The organism is Thermaurantimonas sp. (assembly GCF_046299575.1).
Lineage (GTDB): Bacteria > Bacteroidota > Bacteroidia > Flavobacteriales > Schleiferiaceae > Thermaurantimonas.
Map to the genome: position 1 here is coordinate 107546 of NZ_JBKBHX010000006.1, position 17119 is coordinate 124664.

Sequence of the window (17119 nt, forward strand, 5' to 3'; positions counted from 1 at the left end):
ATCTTCAAGAATTAGCGCAAGTCCCCCATAAAACTGAACATTAACAATTTGGTATTTTTTTCGATGTCTTATAAGTGCAAATAATGTATCTATAAGTCGAGGGATTCTTGAAATATATCTTGAGTAGGCTAATACATGAACACCTCTCTTTTCAAGAATTCTTTTAAGCTCTTCAGCCTGAGAAGTTGATTTTTTACTTTCTGGTCCAAAGAAATTACCAACTATGAAAATTGTATTTTTTTTATTCTTCAGTTTTTTACAAATTTATTTTAACGATATTGTTTGTAAGAATACTTATTTATATAATGGAATAGGTATTTTGATGACCTGTGTCTAATATTATAAAACCTAATCCATACATAAACATGGGAAGGGCAATTCGAGTAGCAGAATGTGCCATAAATAAAAAACAAAACAAAACACCAGCAATCAGAATAACACGTTGCTCAAATTGCTTCCTTCGTTTAAATTCTTTAAAAGGAAAATAAATTAGAATTGTTAACGCAATCAATCCAAAAATTCCGTGCTCAGCAGGCAATCTCGAAAATTCAATGTGAGCCGCAACCATATCGTGATATCCATATTCAAATCGCTTAACTGTACCTACTCCTGGTCCTATTCCTAAAATAGGATTATCTAAAAAAATTTTTGAATCAATGAGAAGTATGTCTAATCTGCCTGAAGTATATTTACTAGCATCAACTTTCTCTCCATGACTTATACCGATATAACGATTCAAAAGTGCGCCTTCCGTTAGTTTATCTACGTAGGTAAAAATACCATATCCTACTAAGGTTAATAAACCAGTTACAAAAACAAATCTAATTATACTTTTCAATGAAGAAATTTTAGAGAAAGATAGGTATATGGATATTATCAGTAGAATTACTACAGGAGCAAAGATTCCTCCCCTGGAGAAAGTCAATAATCCTCTGTAGGTCAAAGCAGCTAATAATAAAAAAGCAAAAGGCCTCCATTTTGATAATGGCCATTTCATTAAAAAGCTGATTCCAATTATAAGTACACCGAGTCCAAGGCCTGAGGCCATTTGATTTGGACCATATCCGCTGGCAGCGAAGTTGGCACCAAATTCGAAATTTATCTCAGAAATGTTAGGGGTGCGAACAAAAAGCCAGGACAAGGTTGAAATTAATGGCAACAATATTTGTTGAAAAATTCGGATCAATTCACCTTCTTTTATCGTTCTTCGAAAAAAATAAAATGTAGAAACCGTTAAACACAACGGACCTGACAAATTGAAAGAAGCCATTTGTCTTGCATAATCAAAACTATCCCAATAGACCAAAAACAAGGTTGAAGGCAACAATAATATAAAATATATTAGTATTGGTCCTATTCCTTTTGGACGATAAACCTGAGCGAATAACCCATTGATTAAAATAAAAATTACAGCATACTTAGTTAGCTCGTGTGGAAGCCCCGACCTCGACATGCGAACGATCATTTCCATAGCTGCCATATAGGCGGCTGCCAGATGCGCCTGCCCGGCTATATTTTTAGTTTTATAAACCTTGTAAGTACCTTCATAAAATATTACATAAAGCACCCATAAAGGAACTAGTTGGGGATTTAAAGCTCCTACCAGGCCAAGTAAGACATGTAGTAATGCCTTCCACTCAAAAGAGTAGCTGGCTGTTGGATTACTGTTTAAAGCAATACTTCTAGCTAAAGACATTGGATAGGCTATTATCGTGTGCTCATTCCGGCAGGGATTAAAATTTCCTGCTTTATTTTGTCGTGATAATGCCTAAAAGTGAATGCAGTAGCCATACTATGAGCTTCCAGGGCTATGGGTTTAAGGTTCCTAATTTTTAATATGTGCTCCAAGTCTTCTGCTAATTTACCTTGTTCCAACCTTTTTGGAGAAAGCAGAAATCCGTTTTCACCATGACGGATATATTGCCCAATGCTGGAAATATCGCTCACCACCGGTATGCAACCGTAATTGGCACCTTCGGCAATGACCTTGGGGAAACCTTCTGATTTTGAAGGAAGTATAATGAGGTGGCATTGGGCCATAATTTGACCAACCTGAACCCGATCTAAATACCCGTGTAAATGAACCTCGAATGGCATAGATTCCATTTTTTGCTGCCATTGTTGGCGTAGAGGTCCATTGCCTATCAAATGCAAGGATTCGATTCTCGTCCCTTTATACTGTATTAAAGCTTCCAATAACATGTCTGCTCCTTTGGCTTCAGAAAGATGGCCGACAAAGCAAACCTTCAGTGCTCCTTCATAACACTTTTTATTTAAGGCTTTTATTCCTTCCTGCCGTTCATCCTCATCCAAACAAGGGTTCTCAAAACTCAGGCAATGGGCCGGCTGCCCGGGCCAGCGACCGTTGATGGTTACTTTGCTCCATACTGCCTTTGACAACCACCAGCGCTGTAATCCGTAAAAAAAAGGAGGTTCTTCTTCCCCCCAATTTCCGGCATATTTGTGCCACCAGATTTTTTCTTGAAAAAAGAAAGATAATACTGCTGCAATAAACGCAGGACTGGAAGGCGCACGGGTATGTATCACGCGTTTTCCTCTTAATCGCTTCAGAATTTCCCAAGTCATGACAGGAGTCTGAAGCAATACACCGATTTTTTTTAGGAATGTATCTCCACCCGAACGCTTCAACAATACACACTTTACATAATCCGGTACGGGTTGCATTACAGGGTCATTCAGTAAATCAGGGCGATTGAACCCAATCCACTCAATTGCGCCGAATAGTTCATGAAAAACCTCCAATTCCCGTACTACGGGACCAAAAGCATACACCTTTCCCTCTTTGAACACCATTGCTGTGTCTGTTACCATTAAGAAAGTAGTCCCTTTTGATAAATTTTTAGACATTCGTCGAAGTATTTGTCTTCAGAAAAATGAACTTCATAAAACTGTCTCATAGCAGACCCCAGCAACTGGCGATTTTGGGATAGCAAAAGCTGAATTCGCTTTATCCATTCCTCCGACTTGAAATTATCTATAATAAATTGAGGGAATTGTTTCTCCACCTGATAGGCAATCTCCCCCGTACGGTAAGACAAAAATGGAATACCTTGTGCCAAATATTCAATAAGTACAAGCGGTCCGGATTCGGATACAGGGGTATGAAGGGCCAAATCAAACTGATGAAGAAGCGGTTGAATATCCTTGCAATCGAATACAAACGTTACACAGTCATAAATACCAAATTGCCTAATTTGTGTCAGAAGTGAATCAAAATATAATTTATCAACAACTTGCCCCACAATGGTAAGTTTACACATTTGAAGGGATTTAATCAATAACAGAGCAAATTCAATATTTTTAGGGCGACGAATGTTTGCTACAAGTATGAGCGAATAAAGCCGGTCAGGGGAAATATTGCGAATATTTTGTCGGAAAGGGTAGTCTTTAACGGTATTAGGCAATAAATGTACCTGTCGGGCAGGAACGCCAACTTTTTCTACTGCCCACTGGCATATTTTCCTGGATACCCCAATCAACTGCACCTTGGGATAGATGAGCCGTTGGTGCCATTTGACTGAAAGGTCTATTTCAATATTGCCAAAGTGCTCGTGAAAAAACAGAACTTTTTTCAAACCAAACAGCTGGAAAGCCAGAAACACATAGCGAAGATTGTGCGAACTGTGCACATGTATGATTTCATACCCTTTAGCTATTTTCACCAGCCGATACATTATGATGGGGTTAAATTTCCATTTTCGGTTTAGGGCAATTACAGGAATTTCAGGCAGTAATTGCATTGCTAATGCTCCTGGTTCAAGTATGGTTAACACAGTTACTTCATGTCCCTTTCTTTTTTGAAGATTGGCCAATAGCACCAGTATTTTCTCAGCGCCACCTACAGCCAGGGTGTCAATGATTTGGAGGATTTTCAAAAATTTACATGTTTAGAAATTGTCCGGAATAGGAGAATTTTCTGCCAAAAGGCTAAGTTTTTCAGGATAGGCTTCATGCTGCGGCATCAGCAACAGATGGCACCTGCCCCTGTGTTGAATCTGCTCCGGTGCTGTCAGTTCTGCAGCATCCCGCATATACCATGCACGGTAGCTGTTTCGCCGGCACCAGTGCAACACCAGACTTGCATTTTCTTTCATAGGCAACTCCGGTGGGCTATGCATTTCCACCATAAACCATGTTCTTTGCTGAGCGGCCAATTGGGTGGCGCCTTGTAGTACTTTGGCTTCGGCGCCTTCCACGTCTATTTTTACAAACTCGGGCAGCCAGCCGTATTTTCCCCATAAATCATCCAAAGTAATGGTCGGTACCAAAGTAGAAGCACCTATGGCTGCTGCAGTATGCGCATGGCCTTTGTACATACTTCCTGCCGCACCGGCGCCTACTGTAAAAAATTGCACTTTTTCATGGCTTCGTTCGCCTACAAATGCACATTCAAAAGTGCAGTGACCAGACCATCCATTGATAATTAAATTTTTCGCAGCTAAAGACAAAGCTTCCGGGTTAGCATCTACCAACAGCAACTGCTTGTCTCTGTTTTGAATTTTAGCGTACAGGGCTGATTGGCCAATGTTGGCGCCAATATCGTAGATGAAGTGAAAATCCCCCATCAATCTAAATAACCAGGCGTCGTCTTTGTCTGGTTTAGTACGTATAGTACCTTTTATGGCTTTGAGTTGCCCCCCCCCCAATTTGTATTGTACTACCGGAAGTTCCGTTTTCCAATAGCGAGTTTTTAACCCGCTAAGGATTTTGTGCATTATGTTCATGTTGCTGTAGATATTCAATTTTTGCCCCTTCTTTTAACATTTTGTCGGCTATTCTCCAAGATTTAAAGACCTGCCAGCACACAAATGGAAAAAAAGGAAATACCAGTAAGCTACCAAACAAAAGCAAAATTGGTTGACGCTTAAATCGATATGGAATTAAAGAAGGAGGCACACCTGTAAGTAAACTATGAATAGCAGCTTTATTTCCAAAATATTTTCTTGTAAGATACAACACACTCGGCACCGGCCTTGGTGCCAGCCAACTTTTTGGGCGGAAGCCATCCCAACTGCCCATTTGGCGAAGGCCACCTTCACCAACTTTTAAATGCAATCTTTTTGCGTAAGGATTAGACACATTTTTAAACCCTGCCAAATAGGCTCTTAATCCAAATTCTCCATCCCCTTGTCTTTGTTTTTCAAATTGTCGATCAAATAGTCCCACTTTTTCAAAAACTCGGCGGTGAATCATCACATTACCTGTATCTACCTGATCACCCCATCGAAAAAAACTGTAATTTTCCGGGATTTTGGCACCTACAGCAGAAATAGATACACCTGAAGATATTTCAGCATTAAAGTAATCCAGGCACTTAAGGTGTTGGCTGATCCAGTCGGGCGCTACACGAGAATCATCGTCAAAAAGCAGAAGATATTCCGCTCCCGATAATTTTATTGCTGTATTCCTCGCCAGCCACAAGGCTTTTTCCTCCTGCCGGATGAGTTTGAGGTCTAAATGAAACTGCTCATAAAATTCCGGCTGGAATGGCTCGGATTGATCCACAACGATGACCTCAAAGTTTTTGTAATATTGTTTTTCAAGATCATTTAGAGCATCTCTAAGATAGTGGTAGCGGTTTAGTGTGGGGATGATGACCGAAACTTTTGGTGCACTTTTTAAAAGCCTGGATTCAAATTGTTGGAATGAATGTTCGTGAGGATAGACTTTTTCATATAAATCAATTCTCCTTACACGTAAATTTTTGATAAAAGCAGCAATTTCCTTTATTGGATTGTGTAATGTTAAAATGCGCAATGACAGAATATACCAACTCCAGAAAGGGTGAAAATATTTTCTGACAAAGCGATAATTATCACTTATAGTGGGCTTGATACCTTCAGTGTTTAGTTTTATGGTTGGATCTTGGAGTATAAAACCCTTGTTCCAGGCTTGGTAGGCGGCATCTATTTTGGTCACTTCGCGGCAACTATAGGCCAAGTCTAAGTTTAATAGAGTCTTATTACTGGTAGAAGACAACTTATCATAATCTGGGAAATAAGGACAATCTCCTTCGTAAGGAAGATAATTATACCATACAGGCAATATGTATCTGATGAAAAGAAAAGGCATGTAGATGTACTCTAATAAAATTTAGAAAAGTTTTTTAGATGTTTGAATTAAAGAATAGCTGTGAAATTACGAGTAAGAGCAAGTAGCTAAAGCATACTCATTAGCAAATATTCGACCTTGGCGTTCAAGTGTAAAATCCTTTAGAATTGTTTGGCGGGCCGACTGGCCAAGACGAAGTCGTAGCTCAAAAGATTGATAAAGCCGTGTAATAGCTTCTGCCAGTGCTGCAGGATTAAGAATAGGTACAATAAGCCCATTGTACTCATGAACAATAAGTTCTGACATCCCACCGGCGTCTGTACATACTATAGGCAGTTCCATTGCCATTGCTTCCATTACGGCATTGCTTATTCCCTCGCTCAGGCTTGGGTGCACGAAAACTTGAGCCTGAGCAAGGAAATCACGTACGTGAAACTGATTTAGAGCACCATGAAAGAACACGATCTCGCTTAAACCTAATTGATGGGCCAAAAACACTAACTTCTCTCGCTCTGGCCCTTCTCCTACTATATCAAGATGCAAATTCAAGTTCTTTTCATTCAAAATACGTATTGCTTGTATCAGTGTATCGAGTCCTTTTTTCCAGTGAAGACGTCCAACCGTTAAGATACGAAAAGGGATGCATCGCTCTTCATCTCGTTCCTTTTGCTGTTTAATTGTAGCATTATGGCCCTTTATAGGACTAAAGAGGGCTGGATCAATGGCAGGTCGATTAACGAATGCCTTAGAGCGGTCAAGCCCATAAGTCACACAAGTAGTGACCATATCGTCAGACACACAGTGCACGCGATCAACAACGTCGAATAACTCATTTAATTTTTTACGACGTTCCAAGTCAAATAGTGGACGGATTTGTTCGGCATGTCCGCGACAACTCACATATAGTCTCGATTTTTTTTTTAAAAAGTTCATTAAAGGCAGATAAGCCACTCCGATACCTGAAAAAGAAAAATGTATTATATCAAAATTACAACCAGCGAAAGGGGTGTATAATTCCAAAATTTTAAAGCGATGTAATAAATCTGAACATTTACATTGTCGCCATAATAAATAGAAACTTTCAAAATTTAGACAAAACGCGTAAATAATATGTAGGATGCGTTTAACTAAAGGATATGCAGAAGGTGCTGTCAGAACTCGTACTCGACCGATCAAATCTTGAGGAATTGATTCAGCCTGTTTTTTGTGAATTATAATTGTAACTTTGAAACCTAAGTCAGCCAATAAACGCACCTTGTTTACAATAAAAGACTCCGAGAGTGTTGGAAATGTATTAACGACAAGGGCTATACTGGTCATAATATGCTGTTTTGATAATCTTGACGAAGTTTATTGAGCCGCCGTTCATTCCACTCGAACAGAGTAAATACCGCCCATATTAACCACCCATTTTTCTCATTAGAACTGCTCTGCCAAAGCAATTCAAGTTGTTTTTTATCAAAATAATTATGCCATTGCGAAGGTAGTTCCAAAACACGCTCGCGAACGCGCTCGAGTAACAATCCATTAATCCAATCATCAATTGGCACTGTAAAACCTTTTTTAGGTAGCAAACTGAGTGATGCATCTCCATGCATTGAGGCAAATAAGTCTCTCAACGGTATTTTGCCGTGATATTTGCCAATACACATATCGTACCTATAGTTTGTAGAAGCATCCAACATATCATTACTCAGCAGCGGTACTCTCACTTCTAAGCTGTGATACATGGAAGTTCGATCCACTTTGAGTAAAACGCGTTGCATATGCAAGTCAAATTCAATCTTTCGTTGCACATTCATCAAATCGCGTACATTGGATAGCGACAGTTCAGTCAGATCGTCTACAATTTTTTTTAAAAAAAAAGGAGGTTCGGGTTGATGCTTGAAAATGCGACCTGCCCATTTTTTTGCTCCAGTGATAAAAATTTTATTATATACATATGTTGTAAAGTCCGGATATCTAAGCAGCTCTAGTGGTATAGATTCGCTAAGTGGGCTTATTTTGTTCCAACAAATTAGCGCTCGACGAGGCCATTTTTTTTTTAAAAAAATAGAAGCATAATTTACTGTGTATCGATTGCGCGGGTAGCCCCAAAACAATTCGTCGCCCCCGTCTCCCGACAGCGCAACAGTGATGCGTTCTTTGGCAAACTGAGCCAGCAGTAGCGCAGGAAGAGACGAATAATCAGCAAAAGGCTCAGAAAATGCCTCTGAATTTTGGCTAATTAAATTGAACAAAACATCGGATTCGTCTATTTTCCTTAGATGATGGCGCAAACCGAACGCACGAGCCACAGTATAAGCTTCATTTGACTCATCCATAAAGCCGCCCGAGGCGAGACCGATAGTGTATGCCTCTAGATCCTGCCGCATACCAGATGCAGCAGCACTTACCAATGAAGAATCAATGCCACCTGACTGAAACACGCCTAAAGGCACATCACTTACTAATTGACTTTGTACCGATGCAGACAGCACTTCTTGGAGGTTTGGTATTGAGTATTCAGTAGCCAGCCGTTTCACCGGATAATTGTAGTAAGCGCTAAGTTTAAGTGAGCCATTCCGATCAACGATAAGGCTATGACCATGGGGTAGCAGAAACGTGTCCTTATACAACGCTTCGCCGTCAGGCACAAAACCGAGCCTTAGATAGTTAGCCAAAGCATCTGGATTTATCCTAAGGTTTTGAAAGTCTTCTTGGCATAACAGTAAATCATAATCTGAGCAAAATAACAAATGATTTTTGCTGACAGCATAGTAAAGCGGCTTTATACCGCTACGGTCGCGGGCTAGCGTCAGTGTTCCACTTTCTGCGTCATACCATGCCAAAGCAAACATTCCATCAAGCATAGGTAATGTCAACTCTATTCCCAACTGCAAGAGGCAATGCAGTAGAACTTCAGTATCAGAATGGGTACGAAATTTAACAGCAAATCTTAGACGATTTTTAAGTTTTTCAGTATTATAAATCTCGCCATTGAATACAAGCATAAAACGCCCCGATGGATCCAACATGGGTTGATTTGCCGCTTCGCTTAAATCTCTTATAGCTAAACGCCTAAAGCCAAAAATTGCCTGACCAATCTCTGCATATCCTTCTGCGTCAGGACCACGTCGACGCATTTGTCCAGTAGCCCAACGCACAAAACGTTCGATTCCATGTTCACGTCTCCCAAAAGAAATAGCTCCGACGATCCCACACATAATTTAAGAGTAAAGCGTTTTTAATTTAGATAACTTACGATGCAAGTCGGGGCGGAAAAGCAAAGCATAAGCAATTAAATATGTCAAAACAAATACTATTCCTAATGTCGCCAAAGCCAATAAGCGGTTTACATGCTTTTCCGCTTCCCAAGACCACAAAAAAAATTGTACAAAAAGATATGCTACCATTACAGGTAGAATCGGTGGTAGTGTTTTTTTCAAAAAAATACGCAACGAATACCCCAAATGACTTAAAGGTACATGGTTGGCAACAAAAAAATTTACAATAATACTCATGATGGTATAAATTATAGCAAAAGTTACTATGTTCCCACTCCAAACACCTAATAAATAACCTACCGTAAAGGCTATCGCACTTATGATTGAGTATATTGCCATCTGACGCACTAAATTGTTAACCAAATAAAGACTACCGATGGGTGCGGTCACTGCTTGGAACGCTCCAGCAATTGTCAACCACTGAATAAGGTGTATTAAATCAACGTAGCGTTCACTATCAAATAATAAAGGCACCCACAATGGAGCTGTTACACTTGCCAAAGCCATAAGTGGAAAACTGATAAATCCAATAAACGAAACAACTTTCACGTAAAAATTAACCAAGGCTTTTGTAGAATCTTGCATTCGAGCCAGAGTTGGATATAAAACCGATTGTATCCGAGAACTCAAGAATTTCATCGGTAGTAGCATAATTTTATACGCAATGCTGTACTGACCCACCACACCAACATCAAAAAATCGTCCGATAATCAAATAATCTAAGTTACGCGATAGGTAATTTAATACTTGATTGCTACTTAGCCAAAACGTAAAACTCCGCTCGTCGTCACCCAGTCTCGAGCGTAGATGCGGAACGATTCGGAAACGCGAAAACAAAGTAAAACCCAAAACTACAAATGCCGGCGTAGCCAGATTGCGTAAGACCAACGACCAATAACCTCCCTTCATTGACGCATAAATAACAGCTAATACATTGCCAGCAAATAACCCGATTGTATAGTACAAAGCTGGCATTTTGAAATCAAGAACGCGTTGATAAAGTGCATTGTAGAATGCAACTGTACTATTGAGTATTAAACCAAGGCTACTAACACTTATTATCAGTACCACATCTTGTCGAATATCAGACTGATACCAGAGGACATAAATCTGCCCGCCAAATATGCAAGCGACTGCTAATCCTGCACTCAAAAGAAGACATTTTCCATAATAATGCCCTAATTGCTTTTCATCAGACACGTGGTTCTTAATAACTAATTGTGGAATGCCAAAGCCATTCAAAATATCAAACAGGCCAACTAATACTGTAGAAACCGCCACGATTCCAAAATCTTCAGGTCTGAGATACTTGGCCAACAGGATCAGTGAGACGTAATTTGCGACAAAATATGCCACTTGTTGAATAACTGTCCAGTTTAAACCCTGTACAAATTTACTCATTCATTCCGTCTTTTTAATTAAGATACCTGTTGTTTGATAGTAAAACCCTAAATGGTATCTGATACGCTGACGGTAACCCCAAATTGGGAAGCGTGATTGCTTAATTGAATAGTATTTAGGATCTTTGATTACGATCACCTCCCCGCACAAAAGATACCCGCGGGTTTGCTCCAATACCAACGAAGCCAGTTTATTAGGTGTGGGGCGGAAGCCATTATCAATTGGATCGAAGTGCAAAGGATATCTCCTCGGTACAGTAAGCAGTATGTATCCGCCCGATTTTACGACACTTATCACGTTCCGCAGCACCATCGGGATATCACTCACATGCTCAAGCATATTGGTGCATAAGGCCAGATCAAACTGGCGACATATTTGACGTGGAAAATCCGCTGATGTAATATCGGCTACTATATCCACACCTTCTGCCTTCTTGATATCCACATGAGTAATACTCACACCTCTTCGCTCTAATGGCTCAATAACCTCCTGATGAATATGTGGCTGTACAATCTTACGAAATTCAGCAGTAGAAGCCCCGAGATTAACTGCCGTACAACCTTTTAGTTGAAGACCTGTTAGTACAGTCCTAATCCAATGTGCTTCTTCTTTAAACATGTTTTCGGCAGTAAAAAAATACTTCGCTTATGCCTGAAGTATTACGCAGAGCGTACCGGTGTATTTCGTCGGAAGTAAAAAAATCAGTATATCGTACCAATTGTACCTCGAATCCGACTTCTTGCAAGCGCTCTACAACATCCAACCCATAAATACGCAAATGATCTTCCTGCCCAAATGTTATCTGACGATCACGGGGGTCAATAATAGTTGGATTTTCATAAGTGGGGTGCAACTCCGACGGCCAGATAGGAACTTGCACAAAGGCAACTCCACCAGGTTTTAGAATGCGATGCATTTCAAGCATGGCCTGCCTATCGTCTTCGATATGTTCCAACACATGGAAACAGATCAAATAATCCCAATGCGCATCTGGACAATCCACTCGTGTCAGATTATAGGCGTAATCTGCATCTTCTAAACTTAAGTCAGAGCATTTGTACAAAGGCAGCATTTCAGTTAGTTTTCGGCGCAATGCTGGTTCTGGTGCAAAATGCAACACGCTTTTGTGAGGCTCGTTGACTACGCAACCAATATTAATAAAATATCGCCAAAGGATTCGATGGCGCTCTACACAGCCGCATGAAGGACATTTAGCATTGACGCGTTTGGTATGAAGACCTCCAGGTAAGAAAGCTCTAGCCTTAAAACCACAAAGTGGACATTCATGCTGATTTCCTGAGTATTTGAGTTTTAAAATTAACCTTTTAATTACTTTTTTCATTCTTGAATAGATTGCATTAAGTGTAAGAATACCTTCTGATAGTATGCTCAGGTTACATAAGAGAGAAATTTAAGAAAAGTACTCTCACCCGCGCCATTGTGGCCGATGATGCCGAGTACTTCTCCCTTCTGTTCAGAGAAGTTAATGTCTTTGAGCGCCCAGTGTACTGAAGAGTCATCCTCACCATTGAAGCGGGTGAGGGAGCGAAGATTCCGAAGATTACGAATTGGGGATTTGACGATGTCTATTATCTGACCAAAGAGTGTATCGTGTGATTGCTCCTTACTTCCAACGCGATACGCTTTGGAGAGATTTTCGACGCGTATAACTTCTTTCATCAGGCTACGTCGGCAAATTTTCGTTCAAACTTGTTGAAATATGCTGTACCACCCAAAAAAACAAGTACAGCAACCAGAGAACCTAACCCAAACTGTGCGTAGGGAAATGTCAGCGTCGGGATAAACGCGGCCCGAAAGCCCTCAATCACCCCTACCATAGGATTAAGCGCATAGATGGTTTGGTATTTTTCAGGTATTACAGAGGATGGATACACCACCGGACAGGCATACATCAGAATCTGAACAAGAAAAGACAAGGCATGCTTTACATCGCGGTACTGAACGGCCAATGCTGAAAGGAAGGAACCTATACCCAGTGAAAACAGCAGCATGACCAAAACAATTACAGGCAGCCACAGAATATTGGCTGAGGGAAGAATTCTGAAATACAGTAAAAATCCTATCAGTACTGCCAAACCAATCAGAAAATCCAGCAACTTGGAAAATGCCGCAGAGAGTGGCAGAATGATTCTCGGAAAATAGACTTTTGTAATCATAGAGGCATTGCCAACCACGCTGTTACTCGCTTCGGTCAGCGTATTGGAAAAGTAATTCCAAATTACCATCCCGGAGAAGCTAAAAAGAATGTAAGGCATTCCATTGGAACTGACTTTCACCAGATTTCCGAAAATGATGGTAAATACTATTGTAGTAAATAAGGGCTGAATGATTGCCCAGCTAATACCTAATACGGATTGCGCATACTTGGCTTTTATGCCTCTGATCACCATGAAATACAAAAGATCTTTGTACCGGATCAACTCTTTGACTGATTCAGCGAACCAGTTTTTTCCGGGTTCGATAATGATTTCGTTTCTGCTTTCCATTACGCTAAGCCGTGGTAATTTTTATACCAATCCACAAAATTTTTCAATCCTTTTTCAATCGGAGTGTGTGGTTCAAAACCGACCAGATCAGATAGATCTGCTACATCGGCATAGGTTGTAAGTACGTCACCCGGCTGTAGTGGCAGGAGCTCGATTTGAGCCTTTTTTCCAATTATATTTTCCAAATGGTGGACAAAAACCATCAGATTAACGGGTGAATGATTTCCGATGTTTAAAACTCTGTAAGGTGCTTTTGAAACTGCGGGGGAGACTTTACGATTTTCATCTCTGTATGGTGGCTGTCCGATAAGGCGGCTTATACTTTCGACAATGTCGTCCACATAGGTAAAATCGCGCTTCATATTGCCGTAATTAAACACCTGGATGGGTTTTTCTTCCAGTATTGCTTTGGTAAACTTATATGTAGCCATATCTGGTCTTCCCCAAGGTCCATAAACAGTGAAGAACCTTAAACCCGTGGTGGGGAGATTATACAAATGACTGTAGGTGTGCGCTATAAGTTCATTCGACTTTTTGGAGGCTGCATACAGCGATATCGGATGATCGACACTATCGCCGGTAGAATATGGCACTTTTTCGTTCAGCCCATAAACACTGCTGCTGGAAGCATAAATGAAGTGCGAACACTTCTGTTGCTTTGCTTTTTCTATGATGTTGTAAAAACCTAAGATATTTGACTGAATATAAGCCTCCGGATTCTCAAGTGAGTATCTTACACCGACCTGAGCGGCTAAATGAATAATTACATCAAAATTGTATTGAGAAAAAACGTTTTCTACTTCTTTTGAATCAGTTATATCTATCTGAAAAAAATCAAAGTTTGATGTTTTATAATATTTTTCAGATTCTACCAATTCTACCCCCAATTCTTTAAGTCTTGCTTTTTTCAGAGCAGGATCGTAATAGGAGTTTAAGTTATCAATGCCGACGATTTTTTGAGAGTTGCCAAATATTTTTTTGATAAGGTGAAAACCAATGAACCCTGCTGCTCCGGTAACTAAAATGTTTTTCAACGGTATATTGAAAATTAAACCAATTGAAATGAATAAAATTCCACAGTGTTTTTTAATCCCTTCAACAGATCGTCATCCGGATTGTAATTTCCTTCAATTCTTGCCCTGTTTATATCTGCGAGAGAATATAATATGTCGCCTTTACGCATAGGACCATGGATGGTATCTACCTGAGTGCCCGTGATCTGCCGGATCATTTTCCAAAGGGTGTTCAGATCAGTTGTCTTTCCGCAGGCTACATTCCATACATAGTGGCGACCGATTGTCAAATCGTTTAGCAATGCATTTGTATTGATCTGAACAACGTTGGCAACCGGTGTAAAATCGCGCGTAATGGTGCCATCACCATTGATAACGGGTGGTGTATTGGTTAGGGCAGCTTTGATAAACAAAGGTATGACTGCGGCATACGGACCGTTGGGATCTTGCTTTGGGCCGAAAACATTGAAATATCGAAGGCCGACAAAGGTCATATCGTAGTTGCGCGCATAGGCCTCTGCATAGAGCTCGTTGGTCATTTTGGTTGCCGCATATGGCGAAAGCACTTTTCCAACACGGTCTTCTACTTTGGGCGATTCTTCCAGGTCACCATAAACTGACGAAGAAGATGCGTAGACAATTCTTTTTATACCATGAGTGCGGGCAGCCTCGATGATGTTGATAAAGCCGTTTACATTCACATCGTGAGAGGTCCTAGGATCATCAATGCTTCGGGGTACACTGCCAAGCGCTGCCTGATGGCAAATGGCATCCACACCCTCTGCAGCCCTCATACAGACCTCAGCATCCCGGATGTCACCTTCAATAAAAGAAAATTTGGGATGAGACATGAATTCCTGAATATTTTTCATGTACCCTGTCGCAAGGTTATCTAAGCCCACGACAAATGAAATTCGGGGATTATTTAAAAATGATTCCAAAAGATTTGAACCTATGAAACCGGCAACACCGGTAAGTAATATTTTCACCAGAGACTAAGTATTCGTTTTACAATCGTGCGTCAACGCACTCTTTTGGAAGAATGGCTTTAACATCGAAGATTACCTGAGAGGGTGACTTGCAGAGGTTAATGTCTTTAAATTCGTTATGCGCCACTGCAAGAATTATCGCCTGATATTGCGAGAGATCAGGCATGTTTCCGTGCCCGGTAAGGATGTCAATTCCGTATTCATGTTTTACCTCTTCAGCACTAGCCCAGGGATCGTAAATGTCCACGTTTATATCGAAGCTTCTGAGCTCTTTATAGATGTCGATCACGCGGGTATTGCGTGTATCGGGACAGTTCTCCTTAAAGGTAAATCCGAGGATAAGCACTTTTGAGTCAATAACGCGCAGGTCTTTGCGCATCATGAGCTTTATGGTTTCAGTGGCTACATGCTTACCCATAGAGTCATTGAGCCGGCGGCCAGCCAATATGATTTCAGGGTGATAGCCGACCTCCTGAGCCTTCTGAGCCAGATAGTAAGGGTCGACACCAATGCAATGGCCCCCTACAAGACCTGGTTTGAATTTCAGAAAATTCCACTTGGTGCCGGCAGCCTCCAGTACTTCAGATGTGTCAATGCCAAGGAGATTGAATATTTTAGAAAGTTCGTTTACGAAGGCGATATTTATGTCGCGCTGACTGTTTTCGATGACCTTGGCAGCCTCGGCTACTTTGATAGAAGAAGCTTTGAATGTACCAGCAGTAATTACTGACCGGTAAAGCTGATCGACATACTCAGCTACTTCAGGCGTAGATCCGGATGTGACCTTGAGGATTTTGGTGACAGTGTGCTCTTTATCACCGGGATTGATGCGCTCGGGAGAGTAGCCACAATAGAAATCTTCGTTGAATTTTAGTTTAGAACCCCTCTCGAGTATGGGAACCATCTCTTCTTCGGTTACGCCGGGATACACAGTAGATTCGTAAATGACTACATCGCCTCTTTTCAACACTTTGGAAACCGTTTCAGAGGCTTTAATCATGGGTGTGAGATCCGGACGGTTATGCTTGTCAGTGGGTGTAGGTACAGTCACTATGTAGATGTTACAAGATGACAGATCTCCAATAGCCATTGAGGGATAGAGTCCTACACGACCGTTGTACAGCTCCATTGGATTTTTTACCAGTACCTTTTGTAAATCCTCATCTGATACTTCAAGGGTATGGTCGTGTCCCTTGAGCAACTCATCGATACGTGCTGAATTTATATCGAAGCCTACCACTTTGTACTTTGAGGCAAGTGCCACAGCCAGTGGAAGGCCTACATATCCTAAACCTATGACTCCAATCTTGGATTCACTAAGAGGTTTGAGTTCTGCCATTTTGTTCTTCGTTTTTGTAAATGAGTACAATAGAATCGCCGTGAACCGACTTTAGCGATTCAATGTCCGAAAATACGGAAGTATAAATTTTGCGATTTATGACATTTGTTGCCTTTTGTGTAAGGAATTCAAGATACTCGACATCAATATTTTTACCTATTAAAGCAATGTCTAAACGATCTGAATCAACACCTTTAGCAAAGGATCCGGTTAGATAAACTTCATTGACATTACCCAAGCGTTCGATCACGCGCTCTATAACTGTATCAATGCCCACATAGGAGCGAATCAACTGAAACACCGGATTGAAAAGTGGATGATTTTTGTTAACTGAGTAAAGCTTTTTGTTGCCTTGGGTTTCCGATACAAGCATTCCAGCTTCTTCCAGCTTATTTAGCTCCAGACGAATGGCATTGCTGCTTTCTCCGAATTCGGCTTCAAGTCCCCTCAGATATCCTTTCGTTTCGGTATTGAGAAAGAACTTTAAAAGCAGTTTAATGCGTGTTTTGGATGAAATAAGCGTATCCAGCAT

16 protein-coding genes are annotated in these 17119 nt (G+C 40.7%); all 16 read right to left on the bottom strand.

The annotated features are described in order from the left end of the window. Nucleotides 1-298: 298 nt before the first annotated feature. The 16 genes from ACK4EX_RS08990 to ACK4EX_RS09065 all read right to left on the bottom strand — a co-directional run bounded on the left by ACK4EX_RS08990 (nt 299) and on the right by ACK4EX_RS09065 (nt 17119). On the bottom strand, nt 299-1696 hold the full coding sequence (locus ACK4EX_RS08990; RefSeq protein WP_409771970.1) for an O-antigen ligase family protein: 1398 nt from the start codon (nt 1694-1696) through the stop codon (nt 299-301). Nucleotides 1697-1707: 11 nt separating this feature from the next. Continuing rightward, a complete protein-coding gene (locus ACK4EX_RS08995; protein ID WP_409771972.1) occupies nt 1708-2868 on the bottom strand; it encodes a glycosyltransferase in 1161 nt (386 codons plus the stop codon). Beyond that, nucleotides 2832-3896: a glycosyltransferase family 4 protein gene (locus ACK4EX_RS09000; protein ID WP_409771974.1), complete on the bottom strand. Its 1065-nt coding sequence runs from the start codon at nt 3894-3896 to the stop codon at nt 2832-2834. The genes ACK4EX_RS08995 and ACK4EX_RS09000 overlap by 37 nt, the downstream gene beginning before the upstream one ends. A gap of 12 nt (nt 3897-3908) precedes the next feature. After that, nucleotides 3909-4745: an FkbM family methyltransferase gene (locus tag ACK4EX_RS09005; protein ID WP_409771976.1), complete on the bottom strand. Its 837-nt coding sequence runs from the start codon at nt 4743-4745 to the stop codon at nt 3909-3911. Further along, entirely contained in the window at nt 4720-6093 is a 1374-nt protein-coding gene (locus ACK4EX_RS09010) for a glycosyltransferase family 2 protein (protein ID WP_409771978.1), read from the bottom strand. The genes ACK4EX_RS09005 and ACK4EX_RS09010 overlap by 26 nt, the downstream gene beginning before the upstream one ends. Nucleotides 6094-6159: 66 nt before the next feature. Continuing rightward, complete coding sequence (locus tag ACK4EX_RS09015) at nt 6160-7392, bottom strand: glycosyltransferase family 4 protein (RefSeq protein WP_409771980.1); 1233 nt, start codon at nt 7390-7392, stop codon at nt 6160-6162. After that, entirely contained in the window at nt 7389-9278 is a 1890-nt protein-coding gene (gene asnB, locus ACK4EX_RS09020; RefSeq protein WP_409771982.1) for an asparagine synthase (glutamine-hydrolyzing), read from the bottom strand. Before asnB ends, ACK4EX_RS09015 begins: the two co-directional genes overlap by 4 nt. A 3-nt stretch (nt 9279-9281) precedes the next feature. Beyond that, nucleotides 9282-10739, bottom strand: coding sequence for an oligosaccharide flippase family protein (locus ACK4EX_RS09025; RefSeq protein ID WP_409771985.1), 1458 nt, complete (start codon nt 10737-10739; stop codon nt 9282-9284). Continuing rightward, the gene (locus tag ACK4EX_RS09030) at nt 10740-11357 is read right to left on the bottom strand and encodes a class I SAM-dependent methyltransferase (protein ID WP_409771988.1); all 618 of its coding nucleotides are present in this window, start codon (nt 11355-11357) and stop codon (nt 10740-10742) included. Next, nucleotides 11350-12081, bottom strand: a complete 732-nt coding sequence (locus ACK4EX_RS09035; RefSeq protein ID WP_409771990.1) for a class I SAM-dependent methyltransferase — start codon at nt 12079-12081, stop codon at nt 11350-11352. Before ACK4EX_RS09035 ends, ACK4EX_RS09030 begins: the two co-directional genes overlap by 8 nt. A gap of 47 nt (nt 12082-12128) precedes the next feature. After that, complete coding sequence (locus ACK4EX_RS09040) at nt 12129-12419, bottom strand: ATP-binding cassette domain-containing protein (RefSeq protein WP_409771993.1); 291 nt, start codon at nt 12417-12419, stop codon at nt 12129-12131. Further along, complete coding sequence (locus ACK4EX_RS09045) at nt 12419-13246, bottom strand: ABC transporter permease (protein WP_409771996.1); 828 nt, start codon at nt 13244-13246, stop codon at nt 12419-12421. The genes ACK4EX_RS09040 and ACK4EX_RS09045 overlap by 1 nt, the downstream gene beginning before the upstream one ends. Beyond that, nucleotides 13246-14280: an NAD-dependent epimerase/dehydratase family protein gene (locus ACK4EX_RS09050; protein WP_409771997.1), complete on the bottom strand. Its 1035-nt coding sequence runs from the start codon at nt 14278-14280 to the stop codon at nt 13246-13248. The genes ACK4EX_RS09045 and ACK4EX_RS09050 overlap by 1 nt, the downstream gene beginning before the upstream one ends. Nucleotides 14281-14294: 14 nt before the next feature. Next, nucleotides 14295-15248 carry an NAD-dependent epimerase/dehydratase family protein gene (locus ACK4EX_RS09055; RefSeq protein ID WP_409771999.1) on the bottom strand — a complete coding sequence of 318 codons (954 nt, stop codon included), beginning with the start codon at nt 15246-15248 and terminating at the stop codon, nt 14295-14297. A 19-nt stretch (nt 15249-15267) separates the two neighbouring features. Then, entirely contained in the window at nt 15268-16587 is a 1320-nt protein-coding gene (locus tag ACK4EX_RS09060) for a nucleotide sugar dehydrogenase (RefSeq protein WP_409772001.1), read from the bottom strand. Beyond that, nucleotides 16565-17119 carry an ArsR family transcriptional regulator gene (locus ACK4EX_RS09065; protein ID WP_409772003.1) on the bottom strand — a complete coding sequence of 185 codons (555 nt, stop codon included), beginning with the start codon at nt 17117-17119 and terminating at the stop codon, nt 16565-16567. The genes ACK4EX_RS09060 and ACK4EX_RS09065 overlap by 23 nt, the downstream gene beginning before the upstream one ends.